Annotated in this window: 15 protein-coding genes; 9 read left to right on the top strand and 6 right to left on the bottom strand. The window is 71.6% G+C overall.

The window, feature by feature from the left end; genetic code table 11:
- Positions 1-113 precede the first annotated feature (113 nt).
- Both EDD29_RS34050 and EDD29_RS34055 read right to left on the bottom strand, forming a co-directional pair.
- Positions 114-956, bottom strand: coding sequence for a CDP-alcohol phosphatidyltransferase family protein (locus tag EDD29_RS34050; protein ID WP_170201694.1), 843 nt, complete (start codon positions 954-956; stop codon positions 114-116).
- Positions 943-1584, bottom strand: coding sequence for a phosphatidylserine decarboxylase (locus tag EDD29_RS34055; RefSeq protein ID WP_123668368.1), 642 nt, complete (start codon positions 1582-1584; stop codon positions 943-945). The genes EDD29_RS34050 and EDD29_RS34055 overlap by 14 nt, the downstream gene beginning before the upstream one ends.
- Positions 1585-1777: 193 nt before the next feature.
- Between EDD29_RS34055 and EDD29_RS34060 the strand changes: the two genes are divergently transcribed.
- The 3 genes from EDD29_RS34060 (at position 1778) to EDD29_RS34070 (ending at position 3574) form a co-directional block, all read left to right on the top strand.
- Entirely contained in the window at positions 1778-2617 is an 840-nt protein-coding gene (locus tag EDD29_RS34060; RefSeq protein ID WP_246053141.1) for a phosphotransferase family protein, read from the top strand.
- Between the two features lie 108 nt (positions 2618-2725).
- Positions 2726-2944, top strand: a complete 219-nt coding sequence (locus EDD29_RS34065; RefSeq protein WP_246053142.1) for a TFIIB-type zinc ribbon-containing protein — start codon at positions 2726-2728, stop codon at positions 2942-2944.
- Positions 2945-3115: 171 nt separating this feature from the next.
- A complete protein-coding gene (locus tag EDD29_RS34070; RefSeq protein ID WP_123668371.1) occupies positions 3116-3574 on the top strand; it encodes a lamin tail domain-containing protein in 459 nt (152 codons plus the stop codon).
- Positions 3575-3806: 232 nt separating this feature from the next.
- Here the strand turns inward: EDD29_RS34070 and EDD29_RS34075 are convergent, their stop codons facing one another.
- The 3 genes from EDD29_RS34075 to EDD29_RS34085 all read right to left on the bottom strand — a co-directional run bounded on the left by EDD29_RS34075 (position 3807) and on the right by EDD29_RS34085 (position 8590).
- A complete protein-coding gene (locus tag EDD29_RS34075) occupies positions 3807-5093 on the bottom strand; it encodes a GH1 family beta-glucosidase (protein WP_123668372.1) in 1287 nt (428 codons plus the stop codon).
- A gap of 64 nt (positions 5094-5157) precedes the next feature.
- Complete coding sequence (locus EDD29_RS34080; protein WP_123668373.1) at positions 5158-6573, bottom strand: class I SAM-dependent RNA methyltransferase; 1416 nt, start codon at positions 6571-6573, stop codon at positions 5158-5160.
- Positions 6574-6592: 19 nt separating this feature from the next.
- A complete protein-coding gene (locus EDD29_RS34085; RefSeq protein ID WP_123668374.1) occupies positions 6593-8590 on the bottom strand; it encodes an APC family permease in 1998 nt (665 codons plus the stop codon).
- Between the two features lie 183 nt (positions 8591-8773).
- Between EDD29_RS34085 and EDD29_RS34090 the strand changes: the two genes are divergently transcribed.
- Complete coding sequence (locus tag EDD29_RS34090) at positions 8774-9442, top strand: potassium channel family protein (RefSeq protein WP_123668375.1); 669 nt, start codon at positions 8774-8776, stop codon at positions 9440-9442.
- A 1-nt stretch (position 9443) separates the two neighbouring features.
- The gene (locus EDD29_RS34095) at positions 9444-10103 is read left to right on the top strand and encodes a potassium channel family protein (RefSeq protein ID WP_123668376.1); all 660 of its coding nucleotides are present in this window, start codon (positions 9444-9446) and stop codon (positions 10101-10103) included.
- A gap of 99 nt (positions 10104-10202) precedes the next feature.
- On the opposite strand, the gene EDD29_RS45915 is transcribed toward EDD29_RS34095, so the two are convergent.
- The gene (locus tag EDD29_RS45915; RefSeq protein ID WP_246053143.1) at positions 10203-10832 is read right to left on the bottom strand and encodes a sirohydrochlorin chelatase; all 630 of its coding nucleotides are present in this window, start codon (positions 10830-10832) and stop codon (positions 10203-10205) included.
- Positions 10833-11119: 287 nt separating this feature from the next.
- Here EDD29_RS45915 and EDD29_RS34105 point away from each other — a divergent pair, with 287 nt between their 5' ends.
- From EDD29_RS34105 to EDD29_RS34120, 4 genes are read left to right on the top strand one after another with little or no spacing between them, the layout of a single operon-like run.
- Positions 11120-13480 (top strand): sensor histidine kinase, encoded by a 2361-nt coding sequence (locus EDD29_RS34105; protein WP_123668377.1) that lies wholly within the window; start codon positions 11120-11122, stop codon positions 13478-13480.
- On the top strand, positions 13477-13875 hold the full coding sequence (locus EDD29_RS34110) for a roadblock/LC7 domain-containing protein (protein WP_123668378.1): 399 nt from the start codon (positions 13477-13479) through the stop codon (positions 13873-13875). Before EDD29_RS34105 ends, EDD29_RS34110 begins: the two co-directional genes overlap by 4 nt.
- Positions 13872-14243 carry a DUF742 domain-containing protein gene (locus EDD29_RS34115; RefSeq protein ID WP_123668379.1) on the top strand — a complete coding sequence of 124 codons (372 nt, stop codon included), beginning with the start codon at positions 13872-13874 and terminating at the stop codon, positions 14241-14243. Before EDD29_RS34110 ends, EDD29_RS34115 begins: the two co-directional genes overlap by 4 nt.
- A complete protein-coding gene (locus EDD29_RS34120) occupies positions 14224-14793 on the top strand; it encodes a GTP-binding protein (RefSeq protein ID WP_123668380.1) in 570 nt (189 codons plus the stop codon). Before EDD29_RS34115 ends, EDD29_RS34120 begins: the two co-directional genes overlap by 20 nt.
- Positions 14794-14810 lie beyond the last annotated feature (17 nt).

The raw sequence follows: 14810 nt of genomic DNA on the forward strand, positions 1-14810 counted from the left end.
AACGTTCAACTATTCAACCATGAACAAACCTGCCTGCACCACTATTCCTCCGGGAGCCCGCCCGGCGAAAGAAAAAAGCCCCGGCCGATGGCCGGGGCTTCCTGGAGCCGGGACTAGCGCCTGATGCGCACGCGGCGCTGCGCGCCGGGGCGGCGGACGGAGACGCGCCGGGGGCGGGGCAGGGTGCGGCGGCGGGTGGCATGCGGCGCGAACTGATCCCGCATGGTGTGCCGGAGCTTGAGCATGATCAGCGGGATCAGGCAGGCGGCGAAGAGCTCGGAGGCCGCGGTGAAGCGCATGCCGGTGGTGCCGCCGGGCAGGCCCGCCGCCCAGGCGACGATCGAGAGGGCGCCGCAGGCGGCCCAGACGACCATGATCCCGGCGAGGGACCGGCTGGAGGGCTTGGGGAACGGCAGGCGGCTGACCGCGAGCAGCGCCACACAGGCGATCGCCGCGAGGGCCATCGGCACCGGGGGCTCCAGCACGATGATCGAGACCACCGTGAAGGCGCACAGCGGGGCGGGCATGCCGCGGAAGATCCCCGGCTCGGGAGCCGCGGTGACGTACCGGGCGAGCCGGACCACGATCGCCAGGAAGAACCCGGCGGCGGCCACCATCGCGGGCATCGCCCAGTCGTCGTCGAAACCGACCCAGGCGAGGGTCATCGCGGCGGGGACGAGGCCGAAGGTGATCACGTCGGCGAGGTTGTCGAGGTGCGGGCCGTAGGGGGTGCTGCGCCAGCGCCGGGCCATCCGCCCGTCGAACAGGTCGCAGACGGCGCCGATCAGCATGAGCAGGACCGCACCGGCGAACAGCCGGCTCTCGGTGCCCGAGAAGCTGCCCTGCACCATGATGCTGCGCAGGGCGGCGATGCCGCAGAGGGCGTTGCCGAGCGTCAGGAAGTCGGCGGGCGACAGGCGCTCCGTACCGGCGGTCTCGCTCTCAGCCGCAGACAAGGTGCGTCTCACCGGCCCGGGTCTTCTGACCGACGGCCACCGCCGGGACGAGCCCGGCCGGGAGGTAGGTGTCGAACCGCGAGCCGAAGCGGATCAGGCCCAGCCGCTCGCCCTGCTCCACCGAGACGCCCTCTTCGAGGTAGGGCACGATCCGCCGGGCGACGGTGCCCGCGATCTGCACGCACTCGATCTCGCCGACCGCCGTGTCGAACCGCCAGACGACGCGCTCGTTGCGGTCGCTGTCCTTGTTGAAGGCGGGGACGTGCCCGCCTTCGATGTGGTCGACCGAGAGGATCTTGCCCGCGATCGGCGCCCGGTTGACGTGCACGTCCAGCGGGCTCATGAAGACCGCGACCCGGGTGCGGCCGTCGGGCCACGGGGTGATGCTCTGCACCACGCCGTCCGCGCCGGAGAGGATCAGGCCCTCGCCGCTGCGCGGCGGGTCCCGGAAGAACCAGGTCAGGCCTGCGGCCGTCGCCGTGGCTGCGGCGGCGACCAGGCCGCGGTACCGTGACCGCCGGGTCAGCAGGACGGCGCCCGCCGCACCCACCAGTCCGGGAACCAGCCAGGGTCCGGCGCCGCGCGCGAGGGTGAGGGTCTCCGCCTCCGGCTCGTGGGGACCGGGCACTGTCTCTTCAACTCCTAGGGCAGGGTGCAGCGTTCGAGCGAGCTTACTCAATGCGAGGCTCGTCACACCAACCGACGGACTGCGGCCCGACGGGTATTCGGCGCGATCTGTTCAACGTAGCGCGAAATTCCCGCGATCACCCGCATTCTCCTTACTTCTCCCGCAAGGCGGGATGAGGTGATTGACTCACCCGGTGATCGAACAGCTCACCGCACTCGCCCGCGAATCGGGCGGAACGGGCGAGGCGGCGGTGCTCTACGCGCGTGGCGACGTCCTGGTCGTCAGGGTAGGCGGGGTCGTGGCCAAGGCGCACCGGGCCGAGACGACGGACCTGCCCGCCAGGGCCGCCGTGGCCGCCGGGCACCCCGGGCTCCTGCTCCCCCCGATCCGGGTGCCCGACCCCGTCGACGGGCGGACCGTGTCGGTCTGGCCCGCCGGCGAGCCGGTCGACCCCGCCGACCCGTTCGGCGCCCCCTGGGAGGAGGCCGGACGGCTCCTGGCCCGCCTCCACGCGCTGCCCGTCCCGGCGGGGCTGCCCCCGCAGGGCGCGCCGCTGCGAGTGCGGGAGGTGCTGACCCGGCCGCTGCCCGACTCCCCCGCGGCCCGGACGATCCTGCGGGCCTACGCGACCCTCCCGGACGTCCTGGAGGCCCCCGGGACCGCGCGGCTGGTCCACGGCGACTTCCACCTCGGCCAGCTCGTGCGGTGCGGCGGCGGCTGGCGGCTGATCGACATCGACGACCTCGGGCACGGCGATCCGGTCTGGGACCTGGCCCGTCCCGCCGCCCTGTTCGCCGCGGGGGTGCTGCCCGACGAGGTGTGGTCGAGGTTCCTGCACGCCTATCTGTCCGCCGGCGGTACCGACCTCGGACCTGACCCGTGGGCCAGATTGGACATTCCCGCGCAAGCTCTGGCGATCCAAACGGCCGCCCGGTGCGTCTCAAAGGCTGTGGACGAGGGACGGACGCTCAACGAGTACGAGACGACCCTTATCGACGCTTGTGACCGAATTAGCAGCTCACGCAATGCTTGATGGCGTAAGGTGCCCTCACAATCAAGCTGCGCAAAGACGCCTGTAGCGGCCAGAGCCGCGAGGGAAAGGTGGCGGAACATGCTTCAGTGCCCGAAGTGTCGGGGCACGATGCGGACCTTCGACCGTAACGGGGTCCACATCGAACAGTGCGACATGTGCCGGGGGATCTTCCTCGACTATGGCGAGCTGGAGACCCTCGCGCGCATCGAGAGCCAGTGGCGCCAGTCGCCGCCCCCGCCCGTCGCGCAGCCCGGCTGGGGGGCCCACCACGCCCCGCACCGGCACCACCACGGACCGAGCCTGTTCGGGATGCTCTTCTCCACCTGAGCACCCCCGCTCAGCGGCTCGGAGCACCATAGTCGGCTCCCGGAAGGGGCGGCGCGCACGGCGCGCCGCCCCTTCGGCGTCCCGGTGAACATCCCACCCCATGGACGACATTTCCCTTACGTTGCCGCTAGTCTGCTGAATCCCCCGGACAAGATCGGAGCCGAACCGCCGATGCGCACGCCCCTGATCGGTGCCCTGGCCGTCGCCCTCCCGCTGGCGGCGCTGCTCGCCGCCCCCGCCGAGGCCGCCCCGAACGTGCAGATCACCTACGTTCGGTACGACGCCCAGGGCAAGGACACCAAGAAGAACGTCAACGGCGAGTACGTCGTCGTGACCAACAAGAGCGGCAAGAAGGTCAACCTCGCCGGCTGGACCCTCGGTCAGACCTCCCGGCTCGGCGACTCCAAGTACATCTTCTACTTCCCGGCCCGCGGCGTCTGGGTCCAGCCCGGCAAGAGCGTCACCATGCGCATGGGCGAAGGAAAGAAGACCGTGAAGTACGTCTACCAGGGCCTGCGCAAGCACACCTGGCCCAACACCAAGGGCGCCGCCTACCTCTTCGACCCGTCCAACGCACGGGTCGACGGCTGCACCTGGAACAACGCGAAGTCGGACTTCAAGCGCTGCTGAGCGCGCCCCGGCCGGTGCGCGCCTCCTTTCGCACGAAAAGGGGCGCTCACCGGCGGATGGACGATTCCAGGCCGCGCAGGAAGACCTCGAGGCCGAACTCGAAGCGCTCCGCGCTCTCCCCCGCGGTCGGCTCGGGGACCAGCGCGGTGATCCGCGCGAACCTGTCGGCGGGCGGGCGGCCGCGCCCGCGTGAGCGGGGCCGCCGACACCCGGGACCCGCGCGGTCCGGGGTTCAGGCGCCGGGCAGGGCTCCCGCGGCGACCACGTCGCGGTACCAGCGGGCGCTGTCCTTCCAGGTGCGCTCCTGGGTCGCGTAGTCGACGTGGATGATGCCGAAGCGCTTGGCGTAGCCGAAGGCCCACTCGAAGTTGTCGAGCAGGGACCAGACGTAGTACCCGCCGATGTCGGCGCCCGCGTCGATCGCGTCGAGGACCGCGGCCAGATGGCCGTGGAGGTAGGCGATCCGGCGGTCGTCGTGGACGGGCTCGGGGTACGCCGCGCCGTTCTCGGTGACGACGAGGGGCAGGCCCGGGTTCTCGCGGGACAGCCGCAGCAGGAGTTCGGTCAGGCCCTGCGGGACGATCGACCAGCCCATGTCGGTGCGCTCGCCCGGGGCCGAGGAGAACTTGAGGTCTTCGCAGCCCGGCCACGAGGGCTTGCCCTTGCCGCCCGGCTCGACGACCGTCACGGAGTAGTAGTTGACGCCGAGGAAGTCGACCGGCGCCTTGATGACCGCCTCGTCGCCGTCCTTCACGAACGACCAGTCGGTGAGGTGGGCGGTGTCGGCGATCACGCTCGAGGGGTAGCCCCCGCCCAGGAGCGGACCTTCGAAGACGCCGTTGGAGATCCCGTCGGCACGGCGGACGGCCGCCTCGTCGGGGCCCCAGACGACGTGGGGGTTCAGCGTGATCCCCTTGCGGCCGGGGAGCAGCGGGGCGGCCAGGCCGTGCGCGAGGTTCAGGTGGTGGGCCGCCTCGAACGCCGAGTCACGGCGGCCCGGGGCGTGCTCGCCCGACCCGTGGCCGAGGAAGGCCGCGCACCACGGCTCGTTCAGGGTGATCCAGGTGTCGACCCTGTCGCCCAAGGTGTCGGCCACGAGCGCGCTGTACTCGGCGAACCTGTGCGCGGTGTCCCTGTTCAGCCAGCCTCCGCGCTCCTCAAGCGCGCGAGGCAGGTCCCAGTGGTAGAGCGTGACGGCCGGGGCGATGCCCCGCTCCAGAAGGAGGTCCACCAGGCGGGAGTAGAAGTCCAGACCGCGCCGCTCGGGCCTGCCGTCGGGCAGCACCCTCGGCCAGGAGACGGAGAACCGGTACGACCCGACGCCGAGGTCGGCGAGGTGCCCGACGTCCTCGGCGTACCGGTGGTAGTGGTCGCAGGCCGTCTCACCGGTGTCGCCGTTCAGGATCGGGCCGAAGCCGTCCCAGATGGAGGGCGCCCTGCCGTCCTCGGCCACAGCGCCCTCGATCTGGTACGCCGCCGTGGCGGCGCCCCAGACGAACCCGTCGGGAAACCGTCTCATCCAAGCCCTCCTGGGGGTCGGGGAGCGCACGTCGGCCGCCGATCTCCGGCGGCCGCCGTTCTCGTCAGTCCCTGACGAGGGACGCCACGCACTCGACGTGGCTGGTCTGCGGGAACAGGTCGAAGGCGCGCAGGCTCTCCAGGGTCCAGCCGCGGGCCGAGAAGTACTTGAGGTCGCGGGCCAGCGTCGCAGGGTCGCACGACACGTAGGCGATCTTCCGGTTGGTGCGCCGCGCGATCTCGTCGACGACCTTCTCCCCGGCGCCCGCGCGCGGCGGGTCGAGCACGGTGATGTCGGCGCCGCGGACCCGCGAGCCGCCCCGGTGGCCCTGCGCGGCGCCGCGCTTGGGCTGCGCCTTGCCCGGCTTGGGCCTGACGGGCCCGGCGGACGCGCCGAACTCGAGCGTCGGCAGGACCTCTTCGACCTTGCCCTGCTCGACGCTGACGTTCGTCAGGTCCTTGAGGTTGAACTTGGCGTCCCGCACCGCCTGGTTGCCGGTCTCGACCGCGACGACCAGGCCGTCGCGGCCGACCGCCTCGCCGAGGACCCCGGCGAACAGGCCGACGCCGCAGTACAGGTCGAGGGCGATCTCGCCCGGCCGGGGCTCCAGGACGTCCATGACCGCCTTGACCAGGGTGTCGGCGGCGGCGGGGTGGACCTGCCAGAAGCCGCTGCCGGTGACCTGCCAGAGGCGTCCCGCGGCCTCCTCGCGCACGAACGGCACGACGGGGCGGCGCGCGCCGGGCTGCGGGCGCTCCTGCTGGCGGAACTGCGGCCGCTCGGGCTTGACGACCCGGACGGGCACGTCGAGCTGAGGCACCCGCACGGGGCGGCCGCGCTTGCCCTTGGGCTCGGAGATCACCACGAGGCGGTCGCCGGTCCCGGCCGACACCACGCCCTCGACGCCGGACGCGCCGGGCCACATGTGCCGTTCGATGCCGATCATCTCCACCCCGGGGTGCGCGATCAGGCAGCGGTCGATGTACTCGAGCTCGTGCGAGCGGTGCTTGCGCAGGCCCACGCCGCCGTCGGCGTCGACCGCGAACTGGACGCGGGTGCGCCAGCCGAGTCCGGGCGGCGCCGCGAGGGGCTCGCCGTCCTCGGTGTACAGGGCGGGGACCGCCACTTCCTCGACGTGGACGGGCCGGTCGATCCCCGCCAGCCGGCGGAGCTGCTCGGCGACGACCTCGCCCTTCATCACGCGCTGCGCCGGCAGGGCCGCGTGCTGCCAGTCGCAGCCGCCGCACCGCCCGGGCCCCGCGTACTCGCACGGCGCCGTGACACGGTCGGGAGACGGCTTGATGATCTCCACCGCGTCGGCCCGCAGGAAGGTCTTGGTCTCCTCGGTCACCCTGGCCCGCACCAGCTCCCCGGGAAGGGCGTGCCGAACAAAAACGACCTTCCCCTCATGCCGGGCGACACAGAAGCCACCATGGCCGACGTTGCCGACTTCGAGTTCGAGGAGATCCGTAGCAGTCACGTTCCGCGATTCTAGTGCGCTATTCCAGGTCCCCTCGCCGGACGGCGCCGGGGGCGGGGCGTTCGACGCGGCCCTTGAGGCGGTCGGAGGAGGCGAGTTGCCACGGGACGCTGGTGACCATGACGCCCGGCTGGAAGAGGAGGCGGCCCTTGAGGCGCAGGGCGCTCTGGTTGTGGAGGATGTGCTCCCACCAGTGGCCGACGACGTATTCGGGGATGTAGACGGCGACGACGTCGCGGGGGGATTTGCGGCGGACGTTCTTCACGTACTCCAGGACCGGGCGGGTGATCTCGCGGTAGGGCGAGTCGAGGACCTTGAGCGGGACGGGCAGGTCCAGGGCGTCCCACTCGTCGCGCAGCCGCTCGGCCTCGTCGGCGTCGACCGCGACGCTGACCGCCTCGAGGATCGACGGGCGGCTGGCCCTGGCGTAGGCGAGCGCGCGCAGGGTCGGCTTGTGGATCTTGGAGACGAGCACGATCGCGTGGGTGCGCGAGGGCAGCGTGGTCTCCGCGCCGTCCGGCTCCAGCTCTCGCGCGACCCTGTCGTAGTGCGCCCGGATGCCGCGCATGAGGATGAACAGCGCGGGCATCGCGATGCAGACGATCCAGGCCCCGTGCGAGAACTTGGTGATCAGCACGACCACCAGGACCGCGCCGGTGATGAGCAGGCCGACCGAGTTGATCATCCGCGAGGTCTTCATCTGGCGCCGGACCGTGCTGTCGGTCTCGGTCCGCAGCAGCCGGTTCCAGTGCCGGACCATGCCGGTCTGGCTGACGGTGAACGACACGAACACGCCGACGATGTAGAGCTGGATCAGCTTGGTGACGTCGGCCTCGAAGGCGTAGATCAGGATGATCGCCGCGCCCGCGAGCATGATGATCCCGTTGCTGAAGGCGAGCCGGTCGCCCCGGGTGTGCAACTGGCGGGGCAGATAACGGTTCTGGGCGAGCACCGAGGCCAGCACGGGGAAGCCGTTGTAGGCCGTGTTGGCGGCCAGGACCAGGATCAGCGCCGTCATGACCGTCACGAAGACGTACATCGGCGGGAAGTTGCTGAAGACGGTCTCGGCGACCTGGGTGATCACGGTGTGCTGCTCACCCGAGACGTCCCGGCCGGTGGCCGGGTCGATCAGGTGGCTGCCGTGCAGCGGGTCGGCGTACTTGGCGTCGGTCACGTAGGCCAGGGCGGTCACCCCGGCGAACATGGTGGCGGCCACCACGCCGAGCATGAGCAGTGTCGTCGCGGCGTTCTGGCCCTTGGGCTTGCGGAAGGCCGGGACGCCGTTGCTGATCGCCTCGACGCCGGTGAGCGCGGCGCAGCCGGAGGCGAACGCGCGCAGCAGGAGAAAGATCATCGCGAGCCCGGCGATGTCCTCGCCCGTGCCGTGGACCTCCAGGTGGGCGGACTCGGACTCCAGGTCCGCACCGCCGGCCATCCGGATGAAACCCCACGCCATCATGCTGAAGATGCCGAACATGAACAGGTAGGTCGGGATCGCGAAGGCGATGCCGGACTCCTTGAGGCCCCGCAGGTTCAGCACGGTGAGCAGCACCACGAGGGTGACCGCGACGAGCACCCGGTGCTCGGCGATCAGCGGTGTGAAGGCCGAGAGATTGGAGACCGCCGAGGAGATCGACACCGCGACCGTCATGACGTAGTCGACGAGCAGCGCACTGGCGACGACCAGGCCCCAGTTCCCGCCGAGGTTGGTGGTGGCGACCTCGAAGTCGCCGCCACCACTGGTGTAGGTCCGGACGTTCTGCCGGTACGACGCCACGACGACGACCAGCAGCACGACCACCGCCAGGCCGATCCAGGGGGTGAAGGCGTACCCGGCGAGACCGGCGATCCCCAGGGTGATGAGGATCTCCTGCGGCGCGTAGGCCACGGAGGACAGTGCGTCGCTCGCGAAGACCGGCAAGGCGATGCGCTTGGGCAGAAGCTGATGGTGCGCCTGAGTGCTGCGCAGGGCACGCCCTAGCAAAACGCGCTTCAGGACGTCAGAGGCCTTGGACACAGCAGGCCACTCTAACGGCCGTTGTCCAGGAGTTCCGTACGGCTCCCCCCGCCGGGAAGAACGACCGGTTTCCGCGTGGTCGCCAGACCGGTGCTTCCCGCGATCAGGGGGATACTGTCCCCTACAGCCTGCGCATCCAGCGCCTAGACCAGAGAAACGCCAGACCAAAGAACGGGACGGGTCGTGCATATCGTCATCATGGGATGCGGCCGGGTCGGCTCGACCCTGGCCCATATCCTGGAGGACAAGGGGCACTCGGTCGCCATCATCGACCAGAACTCCGAGGCCTTCCGTCGGCTGCGCGGCGGTTTCAAGGGCCGCCGGGTGATCGGCATGGGGTTCGATCGTGACGTGCTCGTCGAGGCACAGATCGAGAAGGCGTCGGCGTTCGTGGCCGTGAGCAGCGGCGACAACTCCAACATCATCTCCGCCAGGGTCGCCCGCGAGACGTTCGGCGTCGAGAACGTCGTCGCCCGCATCTACGACTCCCGCCGTGCCGAGGTCTACCAGCGGCTCGGCATCCCGACCGTCGCCACGGTCCGCTGGACCGCCGAGCAGATGCTGCGGCGGCTCCTGCCGGACGGCGCGCTGCCGCTGTGGCGCGACCCGACCGGCGACGTCAAGCTCGCCGAGGTGCAGACCGACGTCGCGTGGATCGGCGCGCGCGTGGCCGACATGGAGCGGGCCGCCCCCGGCTGCCGGGTGGCGTTCCTCAACCGGATGGGCGAGGCCGTCGTGCCGACCGGCGACACCGTCGTGCAGGACGGCGACGTCGTCCATGTGATGGCGCGCGCCGCGGACATGGACCAGATCACCGAGGCGCTGGCCAAACGGGTGCGGGAGGAAGACTGACATGCGGGTGGCGATCGCCGGGGCCGGCGCGGTGGGCAGGTCCATCGCCCAGGAACTGCTGGAGAACGGGCACGAGGTCCTGCTCATCGACAAGGACCCCAAGGCCATCAAGGTCGAGATGGTGCCGCGCGCCGAGTGGCTGCTCGCCGACGCGTGCGAGATCTCCTCGCTGGACGACGCGGCGCTCGAGCGCTGCCAGGTGGTCGTGGCCTCCAGCGGCGACGACAAGGTGAACCTCGTGGTGTCGCTGCTGGCCAAGACCGAGTACGGGGTGCCGAGGGTGGTCGCGCGCATCAACCACCCGAAGAACGAGTGGCTGTTCAACGACTCGTGGGGCGTGGACGTCGCGGTGTCGACGCCGCGGCTGCTGAGCGCGCTGGTGGAGGAGGCGGTGAGCGTCGGCGACCTCGTGCGCCTGATGACGTTCCGCCAGGGCGACGCCAACCTCGTGGAGCTGACCCTGCCGGACGACGCGCCGCTCAACGGGCAGCGGGTCGGCTCGGTGCAGTGGCCGCGCGACACCGCGCTCGTGGCGATCCTGCGCGAGGGCCGGGTGCTGGTCCCCACTCCCGACGACACCCTGGAGGCGGGCGACGAACTGATGTTCGTGGCCAGCCAGGACGTCGAGGACGAGCTCGCGGACCTCCTCAGCTCGCGCTAGGCCGGGCCGCGGGACAGGACGACGGAGCCCCGGCGCGCGTCGCGCGCCGGGGCTCCCGTCTGTCCGCGCGCCCTCAGGCCGGGCGCGCGAGTCAGGCCGTCACTCGCCGGTGTAGATGGCCTCGAGCGCCTCGACGTAGCGCAGGACCGCGAGCTGCGCCACCGAGGAGTGCCCGCCGAGCGGCGCGGCGGGTTCGGCGGCCGCGGCTTCGGCGGCCTTGGCCAGCTCGTCGGCGGCGGCCTCGAACACGAACGGGGAGAACGCGATCCGCTGGGCGCCGTTGGCGCGCAGCGCGCCGGCGGCCGCGGCCAGCGCCGCGGGGTCCTCGATGGGCGCGGCGACGACGGGCACCGCGAGCCGGGAGGCGAGCAGCACCGAGGTGATCTCGGCGCTCTCGTCGGCGGCGCGGCAGCCGAGGACGACGCCGTCGGCGGCGGTCACCATGCTCATCATGCGGATGCGGTCGGCGCGGGCGAGGCCGGCCTCGGCGAGCCGCAGGTGCAGCGCCTCGGCGAGCAGCGGGTGCGGGCCGAGCGATTCGGAGACCAGCACGGGCAGTGCGGACAGGCCCTGGCGCAGCGCGGTCTCGAAGGAGCGGTCGGGGCCGAGCAGCAGCGGCACCACCACGGCGGCGGGGTCGCCCACCAGCTCGCCGAGGGTCTCGTCGGCGCCCGCGTGCACCGGGATGCCGGGGTGGGCCGCCTCGATGAGGTCGGCCAGCTCGGACATGACCTCTGTCGACGCACCTGTCAGCACCACGGCGGGCGAGTCGGAGGGCAAGGTGAAGGAGCCGCCGCGGTGTCGTCCGCCGCGACGACCGGCACGGCGCCGGGTGGGCAACGAGTCGGGAGTCACATCGGGGAGTTCGGTCACGGGGCAAGGGTAGTCCCGTAACGTGCTGACTTTGTGCCATATGCACGGGGAAGCGCATTAGATCACCCCGTAGTAGGCTCCGGCGTACCCCCCAGCGCCGTACTTCGAACCACCCCGCCGGAACCCACGGAGGACTGCCGGGCATGCGACGTTCCCGCAGCCAGCCGATCAGATCCGCGATCGTCTCGCTCATCGCCGTCCCCCTCACCACCCTCGTGCTGTTGTGGGCCTTCACCGCTTTCTCCTCGCTCGGCGACGGCATGCTGCTCGCCCGCGCGCAGTCGCTCGACGGCCAGGTCGTGCGCCCCACCCAGACCCTCATCGCCGCGCTCCAGAACGAGCGGATGGCGTCGATGGCGGTCCTGGCGGGCGCGCAGGCCGGGGCGACCGACGACCTCGCGCTCCAGCGCCAGGCCGTCGACGACGCCCGCGCCGTCTTCGAGCACAACACCACCGACCAGGGGCTGCGCGACGGCATCGAGAGCGACATCCGCACCGCGCTCGACACCTTCTCGCGCGATCTCGGCGGCCTCGACCTGCTGCGCAGCGTCGTCGACGGGGGCGCCCAGCGCAGCCGGCCGCAGGTGCTCACCTCGTTCAGCACCTACATCGACCACGGGTACGCGATCTACCGCTCGGTCTCGCCGCCCGACCTCGACATCGCCGCCGACGTGTCCACGCTGACGTCGCTCGGCATGGCCCGCGAGCAGCTCTCGCGGATGGACGCGGTGCTGGCCGGCCGGCTCGGCGGCGAGGTGAGCGCCTGGGACCGCAAGGAGGTGGCGCGGGCCGTCGGCGCGCGCGACCTGCTGTACACCGACACCCTGTCCCGGCTGCGCCCGGCCGACCGCGACCGCTACACCGCGTTCCTCAACACCATCGAGTACCAGCGCCTCCAGCAGTTCGAGGACCGCATCACCCGCGGCGGCGCCGCCGGGGCCGTCGGGCAGGTCGCCTGGGACGCCAACGCGGAGAAGGTCCAGAGCGGCCTGCTCGCGCTGGAGGAGCAGATGCTCGGCGGCATCACCTCGCGCGCCGAGAAGGTGGCCATCGGGGTCCTGCTGGAGATCGGCGTCGCGGGCGGCCTCGGCCTCGGCGCGATCGTCGTGTCGATCGTCATCGCCTGGCGCGTCTCGCGGCGGCTCATCCGCGAGAGCCGCGCCCTCGCCGACACCGTCGGGGACTTCACCCGCGACCAGCTCCCGGTCATGGCCGAGCTGGTCCGCAACGGCCAGCGCGTCGACAGCGACCAGATCGAGCCCGGCGTGCAGTTCAGCGTCACCGAGATCGAGCGCATCTTCCGGTCGTTCACCTCCGCGCGCGCCGCGGTCCTGGAGGCCGCGCTGCACGAGGCCGCGACCATGGCCAACGTCCGCGAGGTGTTCGTCAACCTCGCCTCGCGCAACCAGGCGCTGCTGCACCGCCAGCTCTCGCTGCTGGACGAGATGGAGCGGGACGCCGACGACTCCGACCAGCTCGGCAGGCTGTTCCAGCTCGACCACCTGGCGACCCGCATGCGGCGGCACGCCGAGGGCCTGGTCATCCTCGCCGGGAAGGCGCCCGGCCGAGGCTGGCGCTCGCCCGTCCCGCTCGTCGACGTCGTGCGCGGCGCCGCGTCGGAGGTCGAGGACTACACACGGGTGCGGGTGCTGCCCATGCCGCGCGTGGCGCTGGTCGGCCCCGCCGTGGCCGACACCATCCACCTGCTGGCCGACCTCATCGAGAACGCCGTCCAGTACTCCCCGCCCGACACCGCCATCGAGGTCTCCGGCCAGGGCGTCGCGGCCGGGTACGTGCTGGAGATCGAGGACCGCGGGCTCGGCCTGCCGGCCGAGGTCATCGAGCAGCTCAACGAGCGGCTTTCCGCGCCGCCGGAGTTCACCCTGTCCGACACCGCGCGGCTCGGCCTGTTCGTCGTCGGCCGGCTCGCCAAGCGGCACGGGATCCGGGTGTCCCTGCGCGTCTCGCCCTACGGCGGCACCACCGCCGTGGTCTTCCTTCCGCGCGAGCTCCTCGCCCCCGACGTCCCGGAGGGCACGACCGTCGAGCCGTCGCCCGCGCTGCGCGCCGAGCGGGTGTTCGCCGCGGCGGGCGCCCAGGGCGCGGAGCCGCGGCCGGTCGCGGTCGTGCGCGAAGAGGTCCCGCCCGCCCTACCCGAGGACGCGGTGCCCGACCTGCCTGACGTGCCCGCCGAGCCGGCCGCCGAGGCCGACCCGAGCCTCGGGCTGCACCTCGACCTGCCCCGGCGGCGGCGCAAGAACCGGGGGGCGGAGCCCGCCGACCCGCCCGCCGAGCCCGCGGCTCCCGCCGACCTCGTCTCGACCTCCGCGGCGATGCCGCCCACCGGTGCGGCGGCCAACACGGCGGCGCCGGAGCCGCCGGAGCGGTCGCCCGATAACCTCCGGTTGCGGATGTCGGCCATGCAGCGCGGCTGGGAGCGCGGCCGGGTCGAGTCCGCCGAGTCCGGTGACGATCACCTTCAGCACTCCGAGGAGCACTCATGACCGAACCCGGCGATCTCAACTGGTTGCTCAACAACCTCGTCGACAGCGTCGCGCAGGTGAAGCAGGCGGTCGTCCTGTCGAGTGACGGACTCGTCGTGGGCGCCTCGCGGGGCCTGCAGCGCGACGACGCCGAGCACATGGCGGCGCTCGCGTCGGGCTTCCAGAGCCTCGCCCGCAGCACCGGCGAGCAGTTCAAGGGCGGCGCGGTCCGGCAGACCATCGTGGAGATGGACGAGGCGTTCCTCTTCGTCACCTCCGCCGGACAGGGCGCCTGCCTCGCCGTCCTCGCCGACGCCGCCGCCGACGTGGGCGTCATCGCCTACGAGATGGCGATGCTGGTCACGCGGGTCGGCCTGCATCTGTCGGCCAAGCCCCGGACGGTGAGTCTTCCGTGACGGGGCACGAGTGGCTTGACGAGGAGGCCGGACCCATCGTCCGGGCCTTCTGGCTGACGGGTGGCCGGACCGAGTCCGGCAACCGGACCGATCTCGATCTCATGACACTCGTGGTGCGCACGACCGAACCGGTGTACGGTTCGCTCCTTCTGTCCCCTGAACACGAGGCGATTCTCCAGCTCGCCCATCAGCCGCTCACGGTCGCGGAACTGGCCTCGGCCCTTGACCTGGCCGTCGGTGTCGTGCGAGTACTGCTCGGCGATCTGCTGACCGACCGTCGGATCACGGTGCGCGCCCCCTCGGCCGTCAGCCGGATCCCCACCACCAGAATCATCGAAGAGGTAATTCATGGACTCCAGGCCCTCTGAGGCCGAGCTCGCCGTCAAGATCCTGGTGGCGGGAGGGTTCGGCGCCGGGAAGACCACGATGGTCGCCTCGGTGAGCGAGATGCGCCCGCTGCGCACGGAGGAGCAGCTCACCGAGCGCAGCATCGGCGTCGACGACCTCGACGGTGTGGAGCGGAAGACCACCACCACGGTGGCGATGGACTTCGGCCGGATCACCCTGCGGACCGGACTGGTGCTCTACCTGTTCGGCACGCCGGGCCAGGACCGGTTCTGGTTCATGTGGGACGAGCTGGCCGAAGGCGCCCTCGGCGCGGTCGTGCTGGTCGACACCCGCCGCCTCGCCGACTGCTTCGCCTCGATCGACTACTTCGAGCGGCGCGGCCTGCCGTTCATCATCGCGGTGAACACCTTCGACGGCGCCAAGCCCTACACCGCCGACGACATCCGGATCGCCCTCGACCTCGACCCGGAGATCCCGGTCGTCAGCTGCGACGCGCGCTCACGCGAGTCGACCCGCCAGACGCTCATCAGCCTGATGGGCCATGTCATGACGGCGATGGCCCGCCGCTAGGGAGATTTCCCCCTGAC

Origin of the sequence: Actinocorallia herbida (assembly GCF_003751225.1) — a bacterium.
GTDB lineage: Bacteria > Actinomycetota > Actinomycetes > Streptosporangiales > Streptosporangiaceae > Actinocorallia > Actinocorallia herbida.

Excerpts from the sequence above, each read along its gene's own strand:
- EDD29_RS34070 (WP_123668371.1), top strand. The coding sequence starts at position 3,116 with ATGCGCACGCCCCTGATCGGTGCCCTGGCCGTCGCCCTCCCGCTGGCG.
- EDD29_RS34075 (WP_123668372.1), bottom strand. The coding sequence starts at position 5,093 with ATGAGACGGTTTCCCGACGGGTTCGTCTGGGGCGCCGCCACGGCGGCG.
- EDD29_RS34065 (WP_246053142.1), top strand. The coding sequence starts at position 2,726 with ATGCGGACCTTCGACCGTAACGGGGTCCACATCGAACAGTGCGACATG.
- EDD29_RS34110 (WP_123668378.1), top strand. The coding sequence starts at position 13,477 with ATGACCGAACCCGGCGATCTCAACTGGTTGCTCAACAACCTCGTCGAC.
- EDD29_RS34095 (WP_123668376.1), top strand. The coding sequence starts at position 9,444 with ATGCGGGTGGCGATCGCCGGGGCCGGCGCGGTGGGCAGGTCCATCGCC.
- EDD29_RS34120 (WP_123668380.1), top strand. The coding sequence starts at position 14,224 with ATGGACTCCAGGCCCTCTGAGGCCGAGCTCGCCGTCAAGATCCTGGTG.
- EDD29_RS34105 (WP_123668377.1), top strand. The coding sequence starts at position 11,120 with ATGCGACGTTCCCGCAGCCAGCCGATCAGATCCGCGATCGTCTCGCTC.
- EDD29_RS45915 (WP_246053143.1), bottom strand. The coding sequence starts at position 10,832 with ATGTCCGAGCTGGCCGACCTCATCGAGGCGGCCCACCCCGGCATCCCG.